At 32.0% G+C, this 26298-nt stretch carries 19 protein-coding genes and 2 riboswitches; of the genes, 2 read left to right on the forward strand and 17 right to left on the reverse strand.

Translation table 11 applies throughout. The features are described 5' to 3' along the window. Positions 1-92: 92 nt before the first annotated feature. The 17 genes from metH to ACY2RW_RS11465 all read right to left on the reverse strand — a co-directional run bounded on the left by metH (position 93) and on the right by ACY2RW_RS11465 (position 21278). The gene (gene metH, locus ACY2RW_RS11385) at positions 93-2786 is read right to left on the reverse strand and encodes a methionine synthase (protein ID WP_490122872.1); all 2694 of its coding nucleotides are present in this window, start codon (positions 2784-2786) and stop codon (positions 93-95) included. A gap of 140 nt (positions 2787-2926) precedes the next feature. Continuing rightward, positions 2927-3961 carry a homocysteine S-methyltransferase family protein gene (locus ACY2RW_RS11390; protein WP_490122852.1) on the reverse strand — a complete coding sequence of 345 codons (1035 nt, stop codon included), beginning with the start codon at positions 3959-3961 and terminating at the stop codon, positions 2927-2929. Positions 3962-4120: 159 nt separating this feature from the next. Beyond that, a riboswitch (SAM riboswitch) is annotated at positions 4121-4243 on the reverse strand. A 182-nt stretch (positions 4244-4425) separates the two neighbouring features. Continuing rightward, on the reverse strand, positions 4426-5313 hold the full coding sequence (gene cysM, locus ACY2RW_RS11395) for a cysteine synthase CysM (RefSeq protein ID WP_490122853.1): 888 nt from the start codon (positions 5311-5313) through the stop codon (positions 4426-4428). A 1-nt stretch (position 5314) separates the two neighbouring features. Beyond that, positions 5315-6070, reverse strand: a complete 756-nt coding sequence (epsC, locus tag ACY2RW_RS11400) for a serine O-acetyltransferase EpsC (protein WP_490122854.1) — start codon at positions 6068-6070, stop codon at positions 5315-5317. A 9-nt stretch (positions 6071-6079) separates the two neighbouring features. Beyond that, the gene (locus tag ACY2RW_RS11405) at positions 6080-6409 is read right to left on the reverse strand and encodes a 2Fe-2S iron-sulfur cluster-binding protein (protein ID WP_490122855.1); all 330 of its coding nucleotides are present in this window, start codon (positions 6407-6409) and stop codon (positions 6080-6082) included. A 117-nt stretch (positions 6410-6526) separates the two neighbouring features. Next, positions 6527-7582 (reverse strand): NAD(P)/FAD-dependent oxidoreductase, encoded by a 1056-nt coding sequence (locus ACY2RW_RS11410; RefSeq protein WP_490122856.1) that lies wholly within the window; start codon positions 7580-7582, stop codon positions 6527-6529. 135 nt (positions 7583-7717) lie between these two features. Continuing rightward, entirely contained in the window at positions 7718-8290 is a 573-nt protein-coding gene (locus ACY2RW_RS11415) for a precorrin-2 dehydrogenase/sirohydrochlorin ferrochelatase family protein (protein ID WP_490122857.1), read from the reverse strand. A 4-nt stretch (positions 8291-8294) separates the two neighbouring features. After that, positions 8295-9065 carry a uroporphyrinogen-III C-methyltransferase gene (cobA, locus tag ACY2RW_RS11420; RefSeq protein ID WP_490122858.1) on the reverse strand — a complete coding sequence of 257 codons (771 nt, stop codon included), beginning with the start codon at positions 9063-9065 and terminating at the stop codon, positions 8295-8297. Between the two features lie 10 nt (positions 9066-9075). Beyond that, positions 9076-11178 (reverse strand): HEPN domain-containing protein, encoded by a 2103-nt coding sequence (locus ACY2RW_RS11425; RefSeq protein WP_490122859.1) that lies wholly within the window; start codon positions 11176-11178, stop codon positions 9076-9078. A 130-nt stretch (positions 11179-11308) separates the two neighbouring features. Further along, a complete protein-coding gene (locus tag ACY2RW_RS11430; protein WP_490122860.1) occupies positions 11309-12580 on the reverse strand; it encodes a sulfate adenylyltransferase subunit 1 in 1272 nt (423 codons plus the stop codon). A 105-nt stretch (positions 12581-12685) separates the two neighbouring features. Then, entirely contained in the window at positions 12686-13591 is a 906-nt protein-coding gene (gene cysD / locus ACY2RW_RS11435) for a sulfate adenylyltransferase subunit CysD (protein WP_490122861.1), read from the reverse strand. A gap of 13 nt (positions 13592-13604) precedes the next feature. Next, positions 13605-14231, reverse strand: a complete 627-nt coding sequence (locus ACY2RW_RS11440) for a phosphoadenosine phosphosulfate reductase domain-containing protein (protein ID WP_490122862.1) — start codon at positions 14229-14231, stop codon at positions 13605-13607. After that, complete coding sequence (locus ACY2RW_RS11445) at positions 14219-14482, reverse strand: DUF2061 domain-containing protein (protein ID WP_490122863.1); 264 nt, start codon at positions 14480-14482, stop codon at positions 14219-14221. The genes ACY2RW_RS11440 and ACY2RW_RS11445 overlap by 13 nt, the downstream gene beginning before the upstream one ends. Before the next feature lie 211 nt (positions 14483-14693). Then, positions 14694-15107 (reverse strand): RrF2 family transcriptional regulator, encoded by a 414-nt coding sequence (locus ACY2RW_RS11450; RefSeq protein WP_490122864.1) that lies wholly within the window; start codon positions 15105-15107, stop codon positions 14694-14696. 27 nt (positions 15108-15134) lie between these two features. Next, on the reverse strand, positions 15135-16310 hold the full coding sequence (locus ACY2RW_RS11455; protein ID WP_490122865.1) for an O-succinylhomoserine sulfhydrylase: 1176 nt from the start codon (positions 16308-16310) through the stop codon (positions 15135-15137). A 193-nt stretch (positions 16311-16503) separates the two neighbouring features. Next, the gene (thrA, locus tag ACY2RW_RS11460) at positions 16504-19905 is read right to left on the reverse strand and encodes a bifunctional aspartate kinase/homoserine dehydrogenase I (RefSeq protein ID WP_490122866.1); all 3402 of its coding nucleotides are present in this window, start codon (positions 19903-19905) and stop codon (positions 16504-16506) included. A gap of 98 nt (positions 19906-20003) precedes the next feature. Continuing rightward, a complete protein-coding gene (locus ACY2RW_RS11465) occupies positions 20004-21278 on the reverse strand; it encodes an O-acetylhomoserine aminocarboxypropyltransferase/cysteine synthase family protein (protein WP_490122867.1) in 1275 nt (424 codons plus the stop codon). 119 nt (positions 21279-21397) lie between these two features. Further along, positions 21398-21562, reverse strand: a riboswitch (SAM riboswitch). 425 nt (positions 21563-21987) lie between these two features. Between ACY2RW_RS11465 and metK the strand changes: the two genes are divergently transcribed. Continuing rightward, positions 21988-23244 (forward strand): methionine adenosyltransferase, encoded by a 1257-nt coding sequence (metK, locus tag ACY2RW_RS11470; RefSeq protein ID WP_490122868.1) that lies wholly within the window; start codon positions 21988-21990, stop codon positions 23242-23244. 294 nt (positions 23245-23538) lie between these two features. After that, the gene (locus ACY2RW_RS11475; RefSeq protein ID WP_490122873.1) at positions 23539-26031 is read left to right on the forward strand and encodes a zinc-dependent metalloprotease; all 2493 of its coding nucleotides are present in this window, start codon (positions 23539-23541) and stop codon (positions 26029-26031) included. The last annotated feature ends 267 nt before the right edge of the window (positions 26032-26298 follow it).

Genomic DNA, 26298 nt, shown 5'->3' on the forward strand with positions numbered 1-26298 from the left:
TCGCTAACGCAACTTGTTTGCCAACGAATGTCTTTCTTTTACAAATTTATTTTTTTAAACACCTACAAGGTTTTTGAAACCTTGCAGGAGAATTAATTCGCTAAATTAGGATGCAGCCATTTTCTTGCTTTCTCTTTTGTTATTCCTTTTCTTTCTGAATAATCAGTAAGTTGGTCATCTGTAATTTTACCCAAACCAAAATATTTTGCTTCTTTGTTGGCAAAATAATACCCAGAAACTGCTGCTGCTGGCCACATTGCCAAACTTTCTGTTAAGGTTACTCCTATGTTTTCTTCTACTTTTAATAAATTCCAAATGGTTTCTTTTTCTAAATGATCTGGACATGCAGGATAACCTGGAGCTGGCCTAATTCCTTTGTAATTTTCTTTTATTAAATCATCATTGGTTAACTCTTCATCAGCAGAATACCCCCAATGTTTTGTTCTTATTTGTTTGTGTAAATACTCTGCAAATGCTTCTGCAAATCTATCTGCAATGGCTTGTGCCATTATTGCATTATAATCGTCTTCTTTGGCTTTGTAACTTTCTGCTAATTCTTGTGCTCCGAAAATACCAACACAAAATGCACCTATATAATCTGTTTTATTGGTTTCTTTTGGAGCAATAAAATCGGCTAAAGCATGGTTTGGAATTCCTTCTCTTTTCTTTAATTGCTGACGTAAAGTTCTAAAAACAACTTTATTGTTTTGAGATTTCTCGACGTTGCTCGAAATGACGTTTTTATTTCTATTTGGCTTTATTGAAACCTCAATATCATCTTCATTAATTGAATTTGCTTCAAACAAGCCAAAAACTGCTTTGGGTTTTAAAGATTGATTTGCGATAATTTCTGCAATCATTTGTTGCGCTTCTTCATACATTATAGATGCTTCTTCTCCAACAACTTTGTCTGTTAGAATGTCAGGAAATTTACCATGCAAATCCCAACTTCTAAAAAACGGACTCCAATCTATAAAAGGTAACAATTCTTTTAAACTCAATTGTTTTAAAACTTGAATTCCTAATTCGTTTGGCTTTTTAATTTCTGAAGTTTCCCAATCAATTTTATATTTACGTTTGCGAGCTTCATCAATAGAAATGTATGATTTTTCTTTACCTCGTTTTAAAAACTTGGTTCTGAATTCGTCATAATCTTTTTTTAGTTTAGCAGTATATAAATGACTTGATTTTTTGTTTAATAAATCTCCAACCACAGTTACTGCTCTACTTGCATCATTTACATGCACCACTGCATTTTTATATTGGGTATCAATCTTAACTGCTGTATGCGCTTTGGAGGTTGTTGCACCACCAATTAGCAAAGGCAACTCAAAATTTTGACGTTGCATTTCTTTGGCTAAATAGACCATTTCGTCTAAAGAAGGTGTTATTAATCCACTTAAACCAATCGCATCTACGCGTTCATCTATAGCAGTTTGAATGATTTTTTCTGGTGGAACCATAACTCCTAAATCTACAATTTCGTAATTATTACAAGCCAACACCACACTTACAATGTTTTTACCAATATCGTGCACATCACCCTTAACAGTTGCCATTAAAATTTTACCAACTGGTTCTGATTTATCGGATTTTGCTGCCTCAATAAATGGGTTTAAATACGCAACCGCTTTTTTCATTACACGCGCAGATTTCACCACTTGTGGTAAGAACATTTTACCTGCTCCAAACAAATCTCCAACCACATTCATCCCAATCATTAAATGCCCTTCAATTACTTCAATTGGTGCTGTAGCTTCTTGTCTTGCTTGCTCTACATCTTCTATAATAAACGCATCTATTCCTTTTACCAAAGCGTGGGTAATTCTGTCTTGTAACGGATTTTCTCTCCAAGATAAATCTGCTGTTTTCTCTTTTGAAGTTCCTTTTACAGTTTCTGCAAAATCAAGTAAACGTTCTGTAGCATCATCACGTCTATCTAAAATTACATCTTCTACGTACTCTAATAAATCCTTTGGAATATCATCATATACTTCTAACATTGCAGGATTTACAATTCCTATATTCATCCCATTTTGAATGGCATAATATAGAAATACTGAGTGCATTGCTTCTCTAACTGTATTGTTTCCTCTAAATGAAAATGATACATTACTCACACCTCCACTCACAGAAACGTTAGGCAAATTTTCTCTAACCCATTTTGTAGCTTCGATAAAATCGATAGCATTTTTTCTGTGTTCTTCCATTCCTGTTGCTACAGGAAAAATATTCAAATCGAAAATGATGTCTTCACTCGCAAAACCAACTTTGTTTACTAAAATATCGTAAGAACGTTTTGCAATTTCAATTCTTCGTTCGTAATTATCTGCTTGTCCAACTTCATCAAAAGCCATTACAATTACTGCTGCTCCATAACGTTTTATTTGTGTAGCTTCCCAGATGAATTTTTCTTCACCTTCTTTTAAAGAAATAGAATTTACCACACATTTACCTTGCACCACTTGTAAACCAGCTTCTATGATTTCCCATTTTGAGGAATCAATCATAATAGGCACTCTACAGATATCTGGTTCTGCAGCAATTAAGTTTAAAAAACGAACCATTGCTTCTTTTCCATCAATCAAACCATCATCCATATTAATATCGATAATTTGAGCACCACCATCTACTTGATGCCTTGCAATATCTAAGGCTTCATCAAATTTTTCTTCTTTGATTAAGCGTAAAAACTTACGCGAACCTGCAACATTTGTTCGTTCTCCAACATTGATAAAGTTGCTTTGAGACGTAATTATCAATGGTTCTAAACCAGATAATTTCATGTATTTACGCCCCTCTCCAACCTCTCCCCAAAGGGAAGAGGCTTTTGTGAAGTTCTTATTTTTATCTTTTTCGCTCATTTTAAAAATGAAGTAAGTTTAAATTGGTTTTTATGTTTTAGCTTATACAGAAAAACAGGATTTTAAAGAGTGCTGTACTTCCCTTCCCTTTGGGAAGGGATTGAGGGATGGGCTCTTGGTTTATATTTAGCAGCAATATTTGCTATCACTTTTATATGCTCTGGACTTGTACCACAACAACCTCCAATAATATTGATCAAATTTTTCTTTAAATACTCTTCTATTTGCTCTCCCATTTCTTCTGGAGTTTCATCATACTCACCAAAAGCATTTGGTAACCCTGCATTTGGATGTGCAGAAATTGCAAACTCAGTTTTATTCGCAATTGCTTCTAAATGTGGTTGTAATAAATTGGCTCCTAAAGCACAATTGAATCCAACAGATAAAAGAGGTATATGAGAAACAGAAATTAAAAAAGCTTCTGCTGTTTGCCCTGATAATGTTCTTCCTGAAGCATCAGTAATTGTTCCACTTAACATAATAGGAACTTCAATATTACGTTCTTCTTTAACTTGCTCTATCGCAAATAAAGCCGCTTTTGCATTTAAGGTATCAAAAACCGTTTCTACCAGTAATAAATCTGCACCTCCATCCAATAACGCCTCTGTTTGCTGCTTGTAGGCGATTCTTAACTCGTTAAAAGTTACTGCTCTATACCCAGGGTCATTTACATCTGGAGACATGCTTGCTGTTCTGTTTGTTGGGCCAATAGAACCTGCTACAAAACGTGGTTTGTGTGGTTCTTTTGCTGTAAATTCATTGGCAACTTCTTTGGCAATTTTTGCAGATTGATAATTTAATTCATACACCAAATCTTCCATTTGATAATCTGCCATTGCAATTGTAGTACCAGAAAACGTATTGGTTTCTACAATATCTGCGCCCACTTCAAAATACTTTCCGTGAATGGTTTTGATAGCTTCAGGCTGTGTAAGTGATAGCAAATCGTTATTACCTTGCAAAGGTGTTGGATAGTCTTTAAAGCGTTCTCCTCTAAAATCTTCTTCTGTAAATTTATATGCTTGTAGCATAGTACCCATAGCACCATCTAAAACTAAAATTCTTTCTTGTAAAGCTTTGTAAATGTTAATAGACATTTTTATTTTTTTAATACCTACAAGGTTTTTAAAACCTTGCAGGAATATTATAAATGTCATCAGGAAAAGTGAAGTGTTTTTCGCTGTTATCTTTCGAAAATAAAATTCAAAAATTGTACTTTAAAAAATTTCTCGACTGCGCTCGAAATGACAATTTTTACTTTATGTTCGTAGAATGTAGCACCTTCTTTTAAAAAGATGCTGAAATAAATTCAGCATTTGCTTTGCAAAGGGTTGCTAAGGTTTCAACGGGTCTAATCCCTCTACCTTTCGTGATAACGTATTAATAAGTTTATGAACTAAATTCGCAACAAAGTAACGAACTTTTTTTATGATTTAATAATGAATATTGATTTTCTTTAAAACTATTGTTAGAATAATAAGTTATTGATACAATTTTTCTTAATTTCTCAGAAAAATCATTCAAACTGATACTCTTTAACAGATTTTCATAAAATTGATAGTTATTCGAAGATATCTGATGATAAGTATCTATCTCCTCTATCGCAAATAATTGCAACTATAACTCCTTTGTCTATTGAATTTGCAACTTTTAAAGCTGTTGCAACAGCACCTCCACTACTCATTCCTGCAAAAATACCTTCTTCTTTTGCCAAACGAATGGTCATTTCTTTAGCTTCTTCTTCATCAACTTCTAAAATTTGGTCTATTTTATTTGCTTTAAAAATAGCTGGCAAATATTCTTGTCTCCATTTTCTAATTCCAGGAATTCTTGCTCCATCTTTAGGTTGTGCTCCAATAATTTGAATGTCTTCATTTTTTCCTTTTAAAAAATCGGAAACTCCTGTTATGGTTCCAGTAGTTCCCATAGCAGAAACAAAATGGGTAACTTGCCCCTCTGTATCTCTCCAAATTTCTGGCCCTGTTGTATTGTAATGTGCTTTAGGGTTGTCTAAATTATCAAACTGGTTTAAACGAAAATATCCTTTCTTGTATTTTAGTTTTAGTGCATAATCAATAGCACCTTCCATACCTTTGTCTGCAGGAGTTAAAATAACTTTTGCACCATAAGCACGCATTGTTTTTACTCTTTCTATAGTTGAGTTTTCTGGCATTGTAATAACCATATTTACGCCCAAAACTTTTGCCATTAATGCTAATGCAATACCTGTATTACCACTTGTAGCTTCTACTAAAGTATCTCCTTTTTTTATGTTTTTTCTTTTGATAGCTTCAGAAATCATATAGTAAGCTGCTCTGTCTTTTACACTTCCACCAGGATTATTTCCTTCTAATTTAAGCAGTAAGGTTACTCCTTCTTTTTTGAAAATATTTTGAGCTTCCACCAAAGGTGTATTTCCAACAAAATCTATGATACTTTTTGTGTTCATTTTATTTTCTTTTAGTAATAAAATTATTTGATTCTACAGTAACCACTGAGTTTTTTGAGATAGATTCTGTTATACAAACGTTCGCTCCAATAATTGAGTTTTCTCCGATAATAACATCTCCTCCTAAAATGGTTGCGTTTGCATAAATAACAACATCACTTTCTATTGTTGGGTGTCTTTTAGTAGATGCTAAACTCTTTTTTACTTGAATTCCGCCTAAAGTAACCCCTTGAAAAATCTGTACATTATCTTTAATCACAGTGGTTTCTCCAATAACAATTCCAGTAGCATGATCTATAAAAAATGACTCCCCTATTTCTGCTCCTGGATGTATATCTGTTCCTGTTAAACTGTGTGCAAACTCGCTCATTACTCTTGGTAAAACAGGAACATTTAACTTTAAGAGTTGATGACTTAACCTGTAAACCGCAATCGCATAAAAACCTGGATATGCTAAATAAACTTCTTCTAAACTTTTTGCAGCTGGATCATTTTGGTAGGCTGCTCTTGCATCTAAATCTAATTTATGTCTTATACTAATAAAATTATTCTCGAAATTATTCCATAAGTATTCTCCATTATCTACAGATAATCTATCTAAAATTTTTAAAAACTGAAGCCTTGTTTTTACTCCGCTTTCAGACAGATGAGAAGCGTCAAACAAATTGTTAATTAACTGTTTGGTAAACACTCCTACAGCATCTCTTAAACACATGCTATAGTTTTTAAAAATTATTTTTTCTTGTACTTCTTTCATCAATACAACTTATGCTTCTGGAGCCAACTCTACTTCTAATCCATCTATTTCTGGTGTCATTTGAATTTGACAACCTAATCTACTATTGTCTTCTACGTAAAATGCTTCTGCTAACATTGCATCTTCATCATCTGTCATTTCTGGCAATTCATGATCAGATTTTACATAACATTGGCATGAGGCACACATTGCCATTCCTCCACAAATACCAATGGTTCCTTCTTCTGCCAATTCGTAAGAACGGACAACTTCCATTAGATTCATTGCCATATCTGTTGGTGCAACTACCTCATGTGTTACTCCATTTCTGTCTGTTATTTTTATATTGATGTCTAGCATTATTTTGGTTGATATTTTTGGCTTCTGGTTAATAAATAGAAAAAATCTAAAATAAATTAAAAAAAATGATTGGATGAATTTGATACTAAAAACTAACAACCAAAAGCTACAAACTAATTATTGAATTGCTTTTACAACTGCTTTTGGTGCTTCTTTTCTTGTACCGTCAAAACCATCTACACCACCTACTGTTGTATATTTCATCACATACTTTTTGTCTGGAAAAATTCTTTTATAGGCACTTTGACACATTAACGTTGCTTCATGAAAACCACATAAAATCAATTTTAATTTTCCTGGATATGTATTTACGTCTCCTATAGCATAAATTCCTGGAACGTTGGTTTGATAATCTAAAGCATTGTTTACTTTAATGGCGTTTTTCTCGATTTCTAACCCCCAGTTGGCAATTGGACCTAATTTTGGTGATAGTCCAAAAAGCGGAATAAAATGGTCTGTATCTACAATAAAAGCTTCTTCTCCTTTTTTCTCTACTGCAACACCAGTAACTTTATCTGTACCAATAATCCCTTTTACTTCTGCTGGAGTTATTAAATTTATTTTACCTAAATTCTTTAATTCTTGTACTTTTTCTACAGAATCTAAAGCACCTCTAAATTCGTTTCTTCTATGAATTAAAGTTACTTCTGATGCTACGTCTGACAAGAAAATTGCCCAATCTAAAGCAGAATCTCCACCACCAGAAATTACTACTTTTTTGTTTCTGTAGATTTCTGGTTCTTTAATAATATACTCAACACCTTTATCTTCGAAATCTGCAATATTTGGAATTAGTGGTTTTCGAGGTTCAAAAGAACCTAAACCACCTGCAATTGCTACTATTTTTGCGTGGTGTTTTGTGCCTTTATTAGTGGTTACAATAAATGTACCATCATCTTGCTTATCTATAGTATCTGCTCTTTCTCCTAGTGTAAAACCAGGTTTAAATTGCTTTGTTTGCTCTAATAATTTGTCTGTTAAATCTCCTGCTAAAATTTCTGGATAAGCAGGAATATCATAAATTGGTTTTTTGGGATAAATTTCTGAACATTGACCTCCTGGTTGTGGTAATGCATCTATTAAATGACATTTTAATTTTAATAAACCTGCTTCAAAAACAGTAAATAATCCTGTTGGTCCTGCACCAATAATTAGTATGTCTGTTGTAATCATCTTGTTTATAGTACTTATATTATTTAAATTTTGTTGAGATTTCTCAACTTCGCAAAAAATACGTTTAAAATGACAAATTTTTTGTCATCTTGAGCGAAATGTAATGAAATTGAAAGATCTTTTTTTACTGTAAACTTATTCAACCAAACTTTTTGTGAATTCGTTTAGCTTTTCTACTTTTTCTTCAAAGTTTCCTTTGATGGTTTTTCTATATTTATTTAAATTCTTTACTAAATCATCAATGTTTTCTGGAATGACTTCCTCAAAAAATTGACGTAATCTTTTGGCTGTTGTTGGCGATTTTCCGTTTGTTGAAATGGCAATTTTTACATTGCCCTTGGTTACAATTCCTCCCATATAAAAATCGCAATATGGTGGATTATCTGCAACATTTACCAACTTTGCTTCTACCCTACAATCTGACCAAACTTGAACATTTACTTCAGGTACATTTGTAGTTGCTACAACAATATGTTTGCCTTGTAAATATTTTTTTTGATATACATCTTCTATTAATGTAACTTTTCCTTTTTTTGACAAATTTACAGTATCTTCTCTAAACATTGGCGAAACCATTGTTACATTTGCATCTGGACTCGATTTTAACAAAAATGTTAACTTTTCTTCTGCCACAAAACCACCACCAACAATTAAAAAATTTAGGTTTTTTGTTTTTAAAAAAATTGGATATAAGTTATTTCTTTCCATTTAATTACACCTGTAATTCTTTCGAATATTCTTGTTGCACATTTGCTAATACTGCTCTATGATTTACGACTTCACCCAAAACTATAATTGCTGGATTGCTTAATTCTTGTTTTTCAACAACCTCTAAAATAGTATTTACCGTTCCAATTCCTACTTTTTCTCTAATTGTTGTTCCATCCTGTATGATAGCTACAGGTAAATTATTTTTACCTTCTTTTTGAAATATTTTAATAATTTCTGGTAATTTTCCCATTCCCATTAACACCACAACTGTTGCATTCGATTTTGCTGCCAGAGCTACATCATTTGACAACTTATGTTCTTTGGTTGTGCCAGTAATTACCCAAAAACTTTCTGAGTTCCCACGCTTTGTTAGTGGAATATTTTGGTATGCTGGAACTGCCAAAGAAGAGGAAATACCTGGAACCATTGCTGTTTCGATACCGTAATTTGCAGCATATTCCATTTCTTCTGCACCTCTTCCAAAAATAAATGGATCTCCTCCTTTTAAACGAACTACATGTCCATTTGATTTTGCACGAGCAACAATCAATTCGTTAATTTGTTCTTGTTGATACCTGTAACAACCTCTTCTTTTTCCTACAAAAATCTGCTCTGCTTCTGGGTTGATATATGCTAATAATTCTTCGTTTACCAAAGCATCATATAAAACAACATCTGCCTTTTTTAAAACTTTAATCGCTTTTAATGTAATTAAATCTACGTCTCCTGGACCAGCACCTACTACTGTTAATTTTGGCTTTTTAAAATTCATTTTCTCTTTTTTAAATAGCCTTTTCAGCAATTGATGTTTCTACTTCTCTATACGCTCTTACTTTTTGTAAAAAATTATTTGCATCATTTATATATTTTAATGCAAACTCTTGCTTGGGTGCAAATTTATTAATTTGATAAATCAAATCCGAAAAAGAAGTTTGTAAATCTATCTTTTTTGATGAAATAAAGAACTCATCAAATTTAGATATAATATTTGCGTGTGTATTTGTTTTCTGATTTTCTGATAATAACAGCGCTTTTGCAGAATTTACAATAGATTGATATGCATAATAAATGGCTCCTGAATATACTTTGTTATTATATGCTTCTTTTGCGTTGTCTATTTTCTCTTCACTTTCAAAAAATAAAGTGGCAATTAAATCGATAACGACACCTGCACATTCTCCAACTCCAATAGCTTTTACATATTTTTGTTGTTCTCCCCAATCAATAAAATCTTCTTGCGTTAAATTGGTAACATCTTGCAAATCGTTTAAGAAATTATAGAAATACTTTTCTCCTTTTTCTTTATAATAATGTACAAATTCTTTTCCGTTTGCATTTGCTTCAAAATCATTTAAAATTCTACGCAACGCTTCAGGACCTCTTCTACTTGGTACTTTTACAACTTTATCTGCAAAAAGTGCATTTCCATTTCCTAAATTCCCTCCACCCAACAACACTTGCAATGCTGGTGCCACTAATTTATCCGGAGTTCTTACTGTCATTCCTTGGAAACCAATATTTGCCATATTGTGTTGTCCACAAGCATTCATACAACCACTAATTTTAATTACTAAATCTTGGTTTTTTAAATACTGAGGATATTCTGCAGCAATAACTCTTTCTAACTCTGCTGCAATTCCTGTACTACTTGCAATACCTAAATTACAGGTATCTGTACCTGGACAAGCTGTAATATCTACAGCCTTATTATAACCTGCTTCTACAAATCCTAATTTTTCTAATTCTTGATAGAAATAAGGTACTAATTCTTCCTTCACAAAAGGAATTACAATATTTTGACGTAAAGTTAAACGCACTTCTCCTGCTGCATAATTCTCAACTAAATCTGCCAATAATCGTGCTTTATCTGTGTAAAAATCTCCTAATAAAACTTTTATCCCAATTGCAACATAACCTTCCTGTTTTTGAGGAATGATGTTTGTTGACTTCCACAAATTAAAAGCTGCTTGGTTTTTAATAGTAACTTCTGGAGCTTCAACAGCAACTGGTTTTGAAGCCACATACCCATCAGCATCAATAGCCACAGATTTAAACTCAATTGCTTTTTGTTCTTGTTCAATTAACTCTCTAAACGCATCTAAACCAATATCTTTTACTAAGAATTTCATTCTTGCTTTGGCTCTACTTTTACGCTCACCATATCTATCAAAAATTCTTAAAACTCCTTCCATCACTGGAATGATTTTATCTGATGGTAAAAAATCATATAACATATCTGCGTGTCTTGGTTGAGAACCTAAACCTCCTGCAACCATCACTTTAAAACCTCTTACACCATCTTGAATTTTAGCAATATATCCTAAATCGTGTAAATAAGATAAGCCTGTATCTTCATCTGTAGAAGAAAAAGAAACTTTGAATTTACGCCCCATTTCTTGACAAATTGGGTTACGTAAAAAGAACTTGTACAATGCATCTGCATAAGGAGAAACATCAAAAGGCTCATTTACATCTATACCTGCAGTTTCTGATGCAGTTACGTTTCTAACCACGTTACCACAAGCTTCACGCAAAGTAACATCATCACGTTCTAATTCTGCCCACAACTCTGGAGTTCTGTTCAAATCTACATAATGAATTTGAATATCTTGACGTGTTGTAATATGCAATCTTCCTCTTGAATATTCGTCAGAAACTTCAGAAACCCTACGTAATTGATTGCTCTTTAATTTACCATAAGGTATTTTGATACGAATCATTTGAACGCCTTCTTGACGCTGACCATATACACCTCTTGCTAAACGTAAACTTCTAAATTTTTCTTCATCTATTTGTAGGTTATTGAAAGCTGCAATTTTATCTGCTAATTCAATAATATCTTTTTCTACAACTGGATTTTCTATTTCTGTTCTAAAACTTTGCATTTTCCCATCCCAACCTTCCCAAAGGGAAGGAGTTTTTACGGTTTTTTTTTAAATTAATATCTTCTTTTTTTACTTACTCTTTTTTTGAAACTTTGCAGGAATTTTGCTTTTTCATTTTTTAGCAAACAAGCTAATTCCCCCTTTGGGGGTTAGGGGGATTGATAAATCCTACACCAACTGTATTGTTTGTTTTTGGGTTGATTAAAATGAATGAACCATTTGATTTATTGTCTTTGTAGGCATCAAAAGATAAGGGTCTACTCAATTTTAATTGAATGTCTCCAATTTGGTTCAATTCTAATGCTGATGGACTTTCTTCTATTCCTGAAAAATCCGTTTTTATAATACTATTTAACTGCATAATTTTTGCTTGTGCATCATTTACACCATGTTTGATGTAATATTTTTGTGATGCTTGCAATGGCTCTTTATCCATCCAGCAAATTGTAGCATCTAATTGTTTTGCAATGGTTGGCTGTTCATCAACTTTTACTAACATATCACCTCTACTTACATTTACATTATCTGCTAATGTGATGGTTACAGAGCTTCCTCTTTTTGCTTTTTGATATTCTTTATCAAAAAAGTTGATACTTTTTATTTTTGATTTTGTTAAAGATGGTAATACTGTAACCTCATCACCTACTGCAAAATCTCCTCCATAAATCTTACCTGCATAACCTCTATAATCATGGTACTCCTCAGTTTTTGGTCTGATTACTGTTTGCACTGGAAAACGCGTTTGAGATTCATCGTTAATATCATCAGCATCTAACCTTTCCAAATGGTGCATTAAGGTTTCACCTTGATACCAATCCATATTATCAGACTTATCTACAACATTATCACCTTTTAATGCGGATAAAGGAATGAAAGTTAAATTCTGACCTTTATACTCACTTTTACTCGCTAAATACTCAATTTCTCCTTTAATTTGATTGAATTTTTCTTCTGAAAAATCAACTAAATCCATTTTATTTACAGCAATTACAACATCTTTAATTCGTAATAAATTATTGATAAAAAAGTGTCTGTACGTTTGTTCTACAACTCCATTTCTTGCATCAATTAACACAATAGAAGCTTGTGCTGTAGAAGCACCTGTAACCATATTTCTGGTATATTCTATATGTCCTGGAGTATCTGCAATAATGAAACTTTTAGAAGGTGTAGAAAAATAAATATGCGCTACATCAATAGTAATTCCTTGTTCTCTTTCTGCTACTAAACCATCTGTTGCTAAAGAAAAATCTAAATAATCAAATCCTCTTTGACTACTTTTTTCTTCTATGGCTTCTAATTTATCATCAGTTAATGATTTTGTATCGTATAAAATACGACCAATTAAGGTACTTTTACCATCATCTACACTACCTGCTGTTGCTATTTTTAATACTTTCATAATCCCATCCTAACCTTCCCAAAGAGAAGGAACTCTTGTGTGAGTATCTTTTTTTAAATTATTATTTTGATTTAACACCTACAAGGTTTTTAAAACCTTGCAGGATTAAAAATACCCTTGTTGTTTACGTTTTTCCATTGCTGCTTCAGAACGTTTATCATCTATTCTTGCACCTCTTTCAGAAATGGATGAATCTCTAATTTCTTCTACCACTTTTACAATATCTACTGCATCAGAAAGTACTGCTGCTGTACAACTCATATCTCCTACAGTTCTAAAACGCACCATTCTTTCTACCACTTCTTCCTCTTCATCTCTATACACAACTTCATCGTCTGCAGACCAAATCATTCCATCTCTAACAAATGTTTTTCTTTTGTGTGCAAAATAGATGGAAGGAATTTCAATTTTTTCATTTTCGATATATGACCAAACGTCTAATTCTGTCCAGTTAGAAATTGGAAAAACACGGACATTCTGACCTAAATCAATTCGACCATTTAACATATCGAATACCTCTGGGCGTTGGTTTTTCTCGTCCCATTGCCCAAAATCATCTCTAACAGAAAAGATTCTTTCTTTAGCTCTTGCTTTTTCTTCATCTCTTCTTGCTCCACCAATACAAGCATCAAAACCAAACTCTTCAATAGCATCTAACAACGTTTCAGTTTGCAACATATTTCTACTTGCATATCTACCAGTTTCTTCTTTTACTCTACCAGAATCGATATTGTCTTGGACATTTCTTACGATTAATTCAACCCCTAATTCTTCAACCAATCTGTCTCTAAATTCAATCGTTTCTGGAAAGTTATGACCCGTATCTATATGCATTAAAGGGAAAGGAATTTTTGCAGGATAAAACGCTTTTTGCGCCAAACGCACTAAGGTAATACTATCTTTTCCTCCAGAAAATAATAGCACTGGTTTTTCAAACTGCGCTACTACTTCTCTAAAAATATAAATGGCTTCACTTTCTAAAGCATCTACTTGTATTGTTTCTTGACTCATAATATATTGTCTTTTAGATATGTAATCCACATTCGCGGTTACTCTCTACTTTTGTTGGATCGAAATATGTAAATTCGTTTGGCAAACCTTTTTCTTCTAAATAAGCATCTAATTGTTCATCAGACCAATTGTAAAAAGGACTTACTTTAATGATGCCATCTTTACTTTGAGAAACGACATCAATACTATTTCTAAAAGCGGTTTGTCCTTTTCTTAAGTTTGTAAACCAAACATCTGGTTGATGCTCTTTCATTGCTCTTGCAAACGGCTCTAACTTTACTTGCTGTGTAAAAACAACGTGTTTTGGGTCATCTATAGATGGAACTCCTAACACAACATTTCTATGAGCCGCAGTTTGTTTTGGTGAATATAATTGGATATTTAAATCTAATGTTTTAATAATTTCTTCTGCGTGCTTATAGGTTTGTACAGTATTATAACCTGTATCACACCAAATTACTTTGATGTCTTTTTTTACCTCTGTAACTGCATTTAAAATTGCCACTTCATAAGGCCTAAAATTGGTTGTAATTACTGGGTTTTTAGAAAAAGAAATTGCCCAAGCAATTATTTCTGTTGGACTTTTGTCTTTTAATTCTTTATTTATCTTATCTAAATTTAGGCTCACTATTTTCCCCATTTTATTTTATTCCAGATTCTTTCATGAAAAAAGTATAAAACTAATTTTGTTATAAAATCTATTGATGCTATTGATGTAGCTAAAGCTATTTCTCCTGTTAAAATATAAGAAACTACTAATGTATCAAGAGTACCTAATACTCTCCAGCTTAATGCTTTTAATACACTACGTAAAGGTTTTTCGGAATTTTTATCTTCTTCAAAACCTTTATGCTGTGATTTTTTGCTAAAAATGATTTGGTTTAAAATCATAAATACTTATTCAAATAATTACCCTACTTAATTAATAGGGTATGCAAACATACATCATTTACAGACAAAAAGTCGATTAAAAAACTTAAAAATTACTTAAACCCTATAGATTTAGTAGATTAATAAAAAAAGCATCTAATTATTGAGAATTTATAATTACTATAAGCTTTTAGTTAAAGAATAATTTTAAAAGTTCTTTTAGCAGTAAAAATTAGCACTTACACAAATCTGCCAATGAAGTATTCCTAAAAATCTGAAGTGTACTATCTCTAACTTCTAACATTAAATTGTGGACTGCACAAGCGTTTTCATCTGGGCAATCGTCACATTTTTCGTAGAAATTTAAACTTACGCAAGGCACCATAGATATTGGTCCTTCTAAAATTCTCATAATGGAAGTCATTGGGATTTCTGATGGCTCTTTTAATAAATAATAACCTCCACCTTTTCCTTTTTTAGAACCCAAAATTCCGTTTTTACGAAGCGTTAAAAGAATGCTTTCCAAAAATTTAAGTGAAATGTTTTCGCTATTAGAAATTGTAGCGATTTGAACAGGTGTTTTGTTTTCCTGTTTCGCTAAATAGGTAAGTGCCTTAATTCCGTATTTTGTTTTTTTAGACAGCATTCAACAAAATTACATAAATAAATGTAATTATTTAGCACTCAAAGCTTGTTGTATATCTTGTATAATATCTTCTACATTTTCTAAACCAACAGAAACTCTTACCAATCCATTTGTAATACCAACTTGTAATCTATCTTCTTCTGACAAACGCCCATGAGTTGTAGATGATGGATGTGTAACAATAGTTCTTGTATCTCCTAAATTTGCAGATAATGAACACATTTTTATACTATCAAGAAACTTTCTTCCAGCTTCTATACCACCTTTAATTTCAAAAGCGACTATATTTCCTCCTAATTTCATTTGTTTTTTAGCAACTTCATATTGTGGATGCGATTTTAAAAATGGATACTTTACCAACTCCACATTTTCATTGCTTTCTAAAAACTGAGCAACTTTTAAAGCGTTATCACAATGTTTTTCTACTCTTATAGATAACGTTTCTAAACTTTTAGATAAAACCCAAGCGTTAAAAGGCGACATTGCTGGTCCTGTATTTCTTGCAAACAAATAAATTTCTCTCATCAAATCTTTGTTACCAACTGTAACTCCACCTAAAACCCTTCCTTGTCCATCAATTAATTTTGTTGCAGAGTGGATGACCAAATCTGCTCCAAATTTTATAGGCTGCTGAATGTAAGGAGTTGCAAAGCAATTATCAACAATAAAAATTAAATTGTGTTTTTGGGCGATGTTACCAATCAACTCTAAATCTAAAATATCAACAGCCGGATTTGTTGGAGTCTCTATATAAAGAATCTTAGTGTTTTCTTTAATCAAACTTTCAACAATATCAACTTCATCAACCTTAAAATATGATGTTTCAATATTCCATTTTGGTAAAAACTTGGTAAACATGCTGTGTGTAGAGCCAAAAACTGATCGACAAGAAACCACATGATCTCCAGCATTTAACAAAGCTGCAAAAGTGGAAAAAATAGCAGACATTCCAGTTGCAAAAGCATAACCAGCTTCTGCACCTTCCATAGTAACAATTTTATCTACAAATTCTGTTGTATTCGGATTTGTAAACCTACTATATAAATTACGTTGTTTTTCTTCTGCAAAAGAAGCTCGCATTTCTTCTGCATCATCAAAAACAAAACTTGAGGTTAGGTACAAAGGTGTTGAATGTTCAGAAAATTGTGTTCTTTCTGTTTGAGTTCTTATGGCTTGTGTTTCAAAATTTTTTGGTTGATTCATTCTTCCTTTTTATTATCCTGCAAGGTCTTAAAGACCTTGTAGGTATTATTTTTTTATACACCTACAAGGTTTTTGAAACCTTGCAGGAGAAAATATTTACTTTTTATCAGTCAGTTTTTTTCTTGACTGAGATACTGCCAACAGAAAACTGCTTACTTTTTATACTGAAACGAGTTCAGCATGACACTTCGTGTCAATTATTATGTTTTGCTAATCTTAAAATGTCTCCAAATACGCCTCTTGCTGTTACACTTGCTCCTGCTCCTGCTCCTTGAATTACAATGGGTTGCTCTCCATAAGATTCTGTATAAATCTCAAAAATGGCATCAGATCCTTGTAAAGAACCTAAGGGTGTACTTTTGGCTGTTGACACTAATTTTACTTCTAAATTTCCTTTTTCTTTGGATAAATCTCCACTCAATTCACCAATATAACGCAAAACGTGATTTGGTTTTTGATTTTCTTTTAGAGCTTGATATTCATCATTTAACATCTCTAAATTACCAAGAAAATCATTAACAGAACCTTCTCTTAAATTTTCTGGAATTAGATTTTTTATCTTTACTTCGTTAAACTCGTTTTCTAAATCTAATTCTCTTGCTAAAATTAGTAATTTTCTTGCAACATCATTTCCTCCTAAATCTTCTCTTGGGTCTGGTTCTGTAAATCCTTTGTCAATGGCTTCTTGTAAAACCTCTGAAAAAGGTACATCTTTTGCAGAAAAATTATTGAATAAATAACTTAAACTTCCTGAAAAAACACCTCTTATTTTAGTGATATTTTCTCCTGATTCGTGTAACAAACGAATGGTATCTATCAAAGGTAAACCTGCTCCAACATTGGTTTCGTACAAATATTGTTTTTTGTATTCTTTTAACTTGGCTCTTAATTCTTTATAAAAATCGAAAGACAAGGTATTTGCAATTTTATTACAAGAAACCAAGTCGAAACCTGCTTCTACTAAAGGAATATAATTACTTACAAAATTGATACTTGCAGTATTATCAACTGCAATTAAATTTTCGAAATGATGTGCTTTTGCAAAGTTGATAATATCTTGAACGGATGTGTTTTCATCACCATTTTCTAACAAGTTTTCTTTCCAGTTTTGGTCAACTCCATTTTTGTTTAGCAGTACTTTTTTTGAATTTGCCACAGAAAAAACATTCAGTTGTAATTTTCTTCTATCTAATACAGAAGCTGTGTTTTCAATAATTTGGTCTATTAGAGTTCCACCCACCAAACCTTTTCCAAAAATGGCAATATTTATTTTCTTGGTTACTCCAAAAACCTGTCCGTGAATTACATTTACAGCCTTGTATAATTCCTCTTTCTTTACTACCAAACTCACATTTTTACCAGAAACTGTATTATTAAACAAAACTGGTACTATCTGGTTTTTAATTAATGCATTGTAAGGCAAATGAAACTCACTTAAATCTTGACCAATAATAGAAATTACTGCTACATTATTTATAATAGAAATTTGATTTACATCTTGAGAATAAAAGTCATTTTCAAATTCTTTTTCTAAAGCAGTAACAGCTTCTTGGGCTTTATCTGCATCTATTATCAACCCAATTCCTCTTTCTGAAGACCCTTGAGAAATAATACTTACACTAATATTTTTATCACTTAAAGCTCTAAAAATTCGAGCATCTACACCAACTTTTCCTAACAGACCTCTTCCTTCAAAATTTAGTAAAGCTACGTTGTTAATTGTTGAAATAGATTTAATCCCTTTTGTAGACGATTCTGAAGTAATTAAAGTTCCTTTATCTTGCTTATTAAATGTGTTTAAAATACGAAGATTGATGTTTTTTTCAATTAAAGGGATAATTGTTTTTGCGTGTAAAATAGTGGCTCCAAAATTGGCCAATTCATTTGCTTCTGAGAATGATAATTGCTCAATTTTCTTTGCATCTGCAACCAAATCTGGATTTGCTGTATAAATTCCACTAACGTGCGTGTAATTTTGCAACTCATCTGCATCTAAATAATTTGCAAATAATGCTGCTGTATAATTACTCCCATTTCTTCCTAAAGTAGTCGTTTCTCCTTTTTTATTGGCTGCAATAAAACCAGTTACAATACTTATTGCATCCTTATTTTTTTTGAAATATGCAATGACATTTTCTTTAGAGACAGCAGTAATAGGTTGTGCATTACCAAAATTTTCATCAGTAATTATTAAAGTTCTTGAATCAACAGGATTTGCACTTATTTGTTGTTTATTTAATAGACTTGCTACTACTTTTACTGCCAATAATTCTCCTTGCGCTAAAACCTCATCTTTGATTTTTTGACTGTAATCGCCTAATAAAGAAACACCTTCAAAAATGGTTTCTAATTTTGAAAATTCTTGAGATAAATCAACAGAATTATTAGGTGCTAATTGATATTCTTTAAACTTTTCAAACTTATCTTTATATTCCTTTTTAGCAGCAGCTTTCTTTAAAATAGATTCTAAATCGTTGGTTGAGTTCCCTCTTGCAGAAGCAACAACCGTAATTTTTTGACCATTTTTATATTTGTTAGCAATAATTTCTATGGCATTTTCTATGCCTTTTCCATTGGCTAAAGACTTTCCTCCAAATTTTATAATTTTCATCTTCTTTGCTCTGTAATCTTTATTAAAAATTGGTTCAATTATTTTTTCTAGTTGGTCATATTCTATCAAAAAAGCATCATGACCATGCACAGAATTAATTTCGTTGTACGTAACATTTTCTTTTGTTAACGCTAATTTTTTATAGGTTTCTCGGTTTTCTTGAGCAGTAAAAAATAAATCAGAATCTACACCAATGATGTGGATATTAGCTTCTATCTGGTCTAAGATTTCGATATTCTTTTTCCCTCCATTTGTAACATCAATTGTTTTTAGCAATTGATTCATCAACTTATAAGAAGACAATTGATAACGTTCTTGTAGCTTTTTTCCATGATGTAATAACCAACTTTCTACATTAAAAAAGTTAGAATCTTCATTTTTAGAACGATGAAAACGTTCTTTAAAAGACTCTGGTGTTCTATAACACAACATTGCATGCATTCTTGCATCGTGCACAGGATTACTAGAATTCACCAAAAATTGTTCTTGAATCTGACAATTGGCAATTAACCAATCTGTAGATTTCCAATCGGTTGCAACTGGAATAAAATATTGAGTTAAGTTATTCTTTAAAACCACCATTTCCCAAGCAATTCCTCCTCCTAAAGAACCACCAATAAATGCAAATAATTGATTTATTTTTAACCTAGACAATCCTTCTAAAAAAATTCTTGCAACATCTCTAGCTATAAAATCCTTGTAATTATCTATTAAAAAACCATCAAAACCATTTCCTGGAATATTAAAAGATAGAATTGTGTAAATATCTGTATTTATAGCTTTTTCTTTACCAACAATATCTTGCCACCAACCTTTTTTACCACCAACTTCGCTATTACCTGTTAATGCATGGTTGATTAAAACCACAGGAGCTGTACCTAATTCTTTTCCAAAAACTTGATAACTCAAATTGATTTCAGGAATAGTTGTACCATTTTCTGTGGTAAAATCGTTTATTTTGATATGTTGTAATTCGTGTTTCAAATATCTTAGAGATTTGTCTGTTCGAGCGCAGTCGAGAACTTTAAACTCGACTGCAAAAAGACCTTTCGACTGCGCTCAAGGTGACATTCTTAAATTAGTTATATTTCTGAAAAAGCAGCTTTTAAATCTGCTTTTAAGTCTTCTAAATCTTCAATACCAACAGACAATCTAATTAAATCTTGAATAACACCTGCACTTGCTTGTTGCGTTTCATCTAACTGTTGATGTGTAGTGCTTGCTGGATGAATAATTAAAGATTTTGTATCACCAATATTTGCTAATAAAGAGAATACTTTTGTTTTGTCTGCGATAGTTTTTGCTGCTTCATATCCTCCTTTATGACCAAAAGTTACAATTCCACTTTGACCATTTGGCAAATATTTATCAGCTAAAGATTTGTATTTACTACTTTTTAAACCTGGGTAATTTACCCAAGCAACTTCTTCTTGTGCCTCTAACCATTTTGCCAATGCCAAAGCATTTTCTGAATGTTGTTTGATACGAACTGGTAAAGTTTCTAAACCTTGAATGATGTTGAATGCGTTTGTTGGACTTAATGCTCCACCAAAATCACGCAATCCTTCTAAAATTAATTTAAAAGTGTACGATGCTGCCCCTAAAGCTTCATGATATTTTAAACCATGATAACCTGCTGAAGGTTCTGTAAATTCTGGAAATTTTCCATTTGCCCAGTTAAAAGTTCCAGCATCTATTATTGCACCACCTAAAGAAGTTCCTTGACCTCCAATATATTTTGTTAGCGAATGAATTACAATATTTGCGCCGTGTTTAATAGGGTTTAATAAAACTGGTGTTGCTACTGTATTATCAACAATAAAAGGCACTTCTGCTTTTTTAGCATGTGTAGAAATTGCTTCTAAATCTAATACATCTAATTTAGGATTTCCTAAAGATTCTACAAAAAATGCTCTTGTATTTTCTTGTACTGCTTTACCAAAATTATCTGGGTCAGAAGCATCTACAAATGTAGTTGTAATACCTAATCTTGGTAAAGTAACATTTAACAAGTTGTAGGTTCCTCCATACAAACTACTTGAAGCCACAATATGGTCTCCAGCTTTTAAAAGTGTTAACAATCCTGTTGCAATTGCTGCTGTTCCAGAAGCAAAAACTACGGCTCCAATTCCGCCTTCTACAGCTGCTAAACGTTCTTGCAAAATTTGATTTGTAGGATTGTTTAAACGCGTGTAAATGAAACCTAATTCTTTTAAAGAAAATAAATTTGCTGCGTGGTCAGAATCGTTAAAAACATACGATGTTGTTTGATAAATAGGAACAGCTCTTGCTCCTCCATTTGCTGTAACATCATGTCCTGCGTGCAACGCGTTTGTTGCTAATTTGTGTGTACTCATTTTTCTATTTTTTTTGAGTTAATAAATAAATCAAAAGTCAAATGCATCAAAAATTTGATGTACTTACTAGAAAAATGTTATTAAGAAAATAGAATTTTCCAGAATAGGAAAATGCTGTTTTGTTATCTATCCTTTTCTCTTCTTAGAGGTTCTGAAACTAATTCAGAACAAGGGTAGAATTTAGCACCTTCTTTGAAAAGATGCTGAAATGAATTCAGCATTTGCTTCGCAAAGGGTTGCTAAGGTTTCAAAGGGTCTAATCCCTCCACCTTTCTTGATAACATTTCAATAAGTTATTGAACTTTGTGAGTGCAAATATTGCAACAGAAAAGTTTAGTATCCAAATAAAAAGTGGTTTATTTTTTATTTAATATTGAATTCGCATTTTATTTCACATTGTATTAACCATTTTACAAAATCATTTACTTTTAAACTCTAAAATTGATTTTTTAATGATGCCATCAAAAATAATTATTATAAAAAAATGTTTGTATTAAATTTTATAATGTAAATTTGCATTCGAATTTAAGAGGAAAAATTTGAACTGATTGCAACCTCTTGTGCTGGACTTGTTTCAGTACCTAACTTGAAAACGAATTTCTAGAATGAGATTCTGAAACAAGTTCAGAATAAAAATGCTAAAGCAGTAAATTTCTACTTCTTTTAGCGACCAAGCAATCAATTTATAATAATATTAAACATAATTAATATGTCATATTTATTTACCTCAGAAAGTGTTTCTGAAGGACATCCAGACAAAGTTGCAGATCAAATATCTGATGCTTTAATAGATAATTTTTTAGCTTTTGATAAATCTAGTAAAGTTGCTTGTGAAACTTTAGTTACAACTGGGCAAGTAGTATTAGCTGGAGAAGTAAAATCTAAAACCTATTTAGACGTTCAAAAAATTGCAAGAGACGTTATTAATAAAATTGGTTACACAAAAAGCGAATATATGTTTGATGGAAATTCTTGTGGTGTTTTCTCTGCAATCCATGAACAATCTCCAGACATTAACCAAGGTGTAGATAGAGCAAACCCAGAAGAACAAGGTGCAGGAGATCAAGGAATGATGTTTGGTTATGCAACAGATGAGACCGAAAACTATATGCCTTTGGCTTTAGAGTTGTCTCACAGATTGTTAATTGAATTGGCTGAATTACGTAGAGAAAATAAAGACATTAACTATTTACGTCCAGATGCAAAATCTCAAGTAACCATAGAGTATTCTGATGATAATGTTCCACAAAGAATTGATGCTATCGTAATTTCTACACAGCATGATGATTTTGATGCTTCTGAAGCAGTGATGTTAGCAAAAATTAAAAAAGATATTGTCGAGATTTTAATTCCTAGAGTTGTTGCAAAATTACCTGCTGCAATTCAAAAATTATTTACAGATAATATTACCTATCATATTAACCCAACTGGAATTTTTGTTATTGGAGGTCCTCATGGAGATACAGGTTTAACTGGAAGAAAAATTATTGTTGATACTTATGGTGGAAAAGGAGCTCATGGTGGAGGTGCATTTTCTGGAAAAGATCCTTCTAAAGTTGATAGGTCTGGAGCGTATGCAACAAGACATATTGCAAAAAATTTAGTAGCTGCTGGTTTATGTAAAGAAGTTTTAGTGCAAGTTTCTTATGCTATTGGAGTTGCAAAACCTACGAGTATTAATGTTGAAACTTATGGAACTGCAAATGTAGATTTGACAGATGGTGAAATCAGTAAAAAAGTAGAAGAAATTTTTGATATGCGCCCTTATTTTATAGAAAAACGTTTAAAATTAAGAACGCCAATATATTCTGAAACTGCTGCTTATGGACACATGGGAAGAACACCAGAAATAAAAACAGTTACGTTTACAAATCCTATGGGAGAAACCGTTTCTGAAGAGATAGAAACATTTACTTGGGAAAAACTAGATTATGTAGATGCTGTAAAACAAGCTTTCAAAATTTAAAAAACACTTAAAATATAATTTTATTTAGAGGTTGTCTGAAAAGTTAATTTATCTGTCATTTTGAGTCTTTTGTCTTCGCTCAAGACAGGCTTTGTCTAAAAATCTATGTAATTGATTTTGAGTAAATAAGATTTCTCCATTACAGTCGAAATGACAAATTTTAATACTTTTCAGACAGCCTCTTTTTTATGTACAAAAATTAACATAAAACTCCATTTCTCTTTAACAAATATTTAAGAGTTGTTCTTTTAGGCTTTGCTTAACTTCGAGCACAATTCAAATAAAACACTTATGATGACAAAAAAAATACTTTTGCGATTACTTTTAGTTGCTTTTGTTTTTGGTTTTTCAACTGAAGTTGATGCTCAATTTTGGAAGAAAAAGAAAAAAGAAGCTCCAAAAACGGCTCAGAAACCAAAACCAAAACCCAAAAAAGGAGGCATTCTGCCTTATAATAAAGTGGTTACAAAAGATCACAAAACAGACGAAGGGTTATTTAAAGTACACAAAAAAGAAAGTACGTATCTTTTTGAAATACCAGACTCTCTATTAAGAAGAGAAATGTTAATGGTTACTAGAATTGCTAAAACTGCAAGTAATATTGGTTTTGGTGGTGGAAAAACAAATACGCAAGTTTTACGTTGGGAGAAAAAAAATAAAAACATTCTTTTAAGAGTTGTCTCTCATAATGTAGTTGCTGATACAATTTTGCCTGTTCATGAAGCTGTTGTAAACTCAAACTTAGAACCAATCTTATTTTCTTTTCCAATAAAAGCTTTTAGTAAAGATTCTACAGCTACAGTTATAGATGCTACTTCTTTGTTTTCTACAGATGTAAAACCATTAGGTTTTCCTAGTTTTTATAGAAAATTTTATCAAGCTACTAGAATGGATAAAACTCGCTCTTATATAGATAGAGTTAGTAGTTATCCTAAAAATATAGAAATAAGACACGTAAAAACCTATTTTGCTAACAAAGCTCCCTCTAACAGTGCATTGGGTTCTATTACTTTAGAAATGAGCAATTCTATGGTTTTATTACCAAAAGTTCCTATGAAACGTCGTTATTTTGATGAAAGAGTTGGTTGGTTTGCAAGAGGACAAACTGATTATGGTTTAAAAGACCAGAAAAGTAAAACTGTTACATATTTAGATAGATGGAGACTTGAGGTAAAAGATGAAGACATTGCTAAATTTAATAGAGGTGAGTTAGTTGAACCTAAAAAACAAATTGTTTATTATGTAGATAGAGCTACACCAAAAGAATGGGTGCCTTACATAAAACAAGGTATTAATGATTGGCAAGTTGCTTTTGAAGCTGCCGGTTTTAAAAATGCTATTATCGCTAAAGACCCACCAACAAAAGAAGAAGATCCAGATTGGTCTCCAGAAGATGTACGTTATTCTGTAGTAAGATATTTAGCTTCTCCAATACCAAATGCAAACGGTCCTCACGTAAGTGATCCAAGATCTGGAGAAATTTTAGAATCTGATATTAACTGGTATCATAATGTAATGACATTATTACACAACTGGTTCTTTATCCAAACTGCAGCCATAAATCCAGATGCGCGTGGAAATAGCTTTAAAACAGAAGTTATGGGACGTTTAATTCGTTTTGTTTCTTCTCATGAAGTTGGCCATACATTGGGATTGCCACACAATATGGGTAGTTCTGTTGCATATCCTGTAGACTCTTTACGTTCTGCAACTTTTACTCAAAAATATGGTACTGCACCATCTATAATGGATTATGCTCGTTTTAATTACATTGCACAGCCAGAAGATAAAGGAGTTGCTTTAATGCCAAATATTGGTATTTATGATAAATACGCTATTGCTTGGGGTTATAGACCTATTTTAAATACAGATGCAAAAGCAGAAAAACCAATTTTAGATTCTTGGATTTTAAAACATGCTGGTAATCCTATGTATAGATTTGGGCATCAACAAGCTGGTGGTGTTGTAGATCCAAGTTCTCAAACTGAAGATTTAGGAGACAATGCAATGAAAGCTTCTATGTATGGGATTAAAAATTTAAAAAGAATTTTACCAAATTTAGAAAAATGGACATCAGAAAAAGGTCAAAATTATGACGAATTATCTACTATGTATGGACAGTTGCTAAGCCAATTTAACAGATATATGGGACATGTAACTGCAAATGTTGGTGGTGTTTATGAATATTATAAAACATCAGATCAAGCTGGTGCAGTTTATACACATGTAGATAAAGCAACACAAAAAGAAGCCTTACAATTTGTAATAAATGAATTATTTAAAACTCCATCTTGGATGTTAGATAAAAACATTTTTAGCAAAACAGAGTTTTCTGGTTCTGTAGAAAGAGTTCGTGGTTTACAAGCCAGAACCTTAAACAATATGCTAGATGCTGGAAGAATGGCACGTATGATTGAAAATGAAACTTTAAATGGCACGAAAGCATACTCTTTAGTAAATATGATGAGCGATTTAAGAAAAGGTGTTTGGTCAGAAATTTATTCTGGTAGATCTATAGATACTTACAGAAGAAACTTACAAAGAGTTTATTTAGACAGATTAGACTACCTTTTAAATAAGGCTAAAAATCAAAGAGGTGCTAATAGAGGATACTTTAAACAAAGTGGTATTACTATTAATCAATCTGATGTAAAATCTGTTGCAAGAGGAGAATTAAAACGTATTCAAAAAGATGCAAGAGCAGCTTCTAACAGAGGTAACACTTTAACTCGTTATCACCTAAAAGATGTTGTAGATAGAATAGATATGATTTTAGATCCTAAATAATTTAACTGTAAAATTATATTAGTTACAAAGAGGCTGTCTAAAAAGTCAAAAAATTAACTACTTGTCATATTGAGCTTGTCAAAATACAATTGATAATCAATGAATTATAAAACTTCGACAAAGCCTGTCTTGAGCAAAGTCGAAAGGCTCAGTTTGACATACTTAATTACTTTTTAGACAGCCTCTTTTTTGGCTTAATGGCAAAAAATGGTTGGTAAAAACCTCTGAATCCCTTTGTAATACTGATTAAATTAAAAGTTTATTGAA

This window comes from Polaribacter sp. 2305UL8-11 (genome assembly GCF_058147165.1).

Bases quoted from the DNA above. Each gene is read 5' to 3' on its own strand.
- metH (WP_490122872.1), bottom strand. From the start codon at position 2,786: ATGAAATTATCTGGTTTAGAACCATTGATAATTACGTCTCAAAGCAAC.
- ACY2RW_RS11390 (WP_490122852.1), bottom strand. From the start codon at position 3,961: ATGTCTATTAACATTTACAAAGCTTTACAAGAAAGAATTTTAGTTTTA.
- cysM (WP_490122853.1), bottom strand. From the start codon at position 5,313: ATGAACACAAAAAGTATCATAGATTTTGTTGGAAATACACCTTTGGTG.
- epsC (WP_490122854.1), bottom strand. From the start codon at position 6,070: ATGAAAGAAGTACAAGAAAAAATAATTTTTAAAAACTATAGCATGTGT.
- ACY2RW_RS11405 (WP_490122855.1), bottom strand. From the start codon at position 6,409: ATGCTAGACATCAATATAAAAATAACAGACAGAAATGGAGTAACACAT.
- ACY2RW_RS11410 (WP_490122856.1), bottom strand. From the start codon at position 7,582: ATGATTACAACAGACATACTAATTATTGGTGCAGGACCAACAGGATTA.
- ACY2RW_RS11415 (WP_490122857.1), bottom strand. From the start codon at position 8,290: ATGGAAAGAAATAACTTATATCCAATTTTTTTAAAAACAAAAAACCTA.
- cobA (WP_490122858.1), bottom strand. From the start codon at position 9,065: ATGAATTTTAAAAAGCCAAAATTAACAGTAGTAGGTGCTGGTCCAGGA.
- ACY2RW_RS11425 (WP_490122859.1), bottom strand. From the start codon at position 11,178: ATGCAAAGTTTTAGAACAGAAATAGAAAATCCAGTTGTAGAAAAAGAT.
- ACY2RW_RS11430 (WP_490122860.1), bottom strand. From the start codon at position 12,580: ATGAAAGTATTAAAAATAGCAACAGCAGGTAGTGTAGATGATGGTAAA.
- cysD (WP_490122861.1), bottom strand. From the start codon at position 13,591: ATGAGTCAAGAAACAATACAAGTAGATGCTTTAGAAAGTGAAGCCATT.
- ACY2RW_RS11440 (WP_490122862.1), bottom strand. From the start codon at position 14,231: ATGGGGAAAATAGTGAGCCTAAATTTAGATAAGATAAATAAAGAATTA.
- ACY2RW_RS11445 (WP_490122863.1), bottom strand. From the start codon at position 14,482: ATGATTTTAAACCAAATCATTTTTAGCAAAAAATCACAGCATAAAGGT.
- ACY2RW_RS11450 (WP_490122864.1), bottom strand. From the start codon at position 15,107: ATGCTGTCTAAAAAAACAAAATACGGAATTAAGGCACTTACCTATTTA.
- ACY2RW_RS11455 (WP_490122865.1), bottom strand. From the start codon at position 16,310: ATGAATCAACCAAAAAATTTTGAAACACAAGCCATAAGAACTCAAACA.
- ACY2RW_RS11465 (WP_490122867.1), bottom strand. From the start codon at position 21,278: ATGAGTACACACAAATTAGCAACAAACGCGTTGCACGCAGGACATGAT.
- metK (WP_490122868.1), top strand. From the start codon at position 21,988: ATGTCATATTTATTTACCTCAGAAAGTGTTTCTGAAGGACATCCAGAC.
- ACY2RW_RS11475 (WP_490122873.1), top strand. From the start codon at position 23,539: ATGACAAAAAAAATACTTTTGCGATTACTTTTAGTTGCTTTTGTTTTT.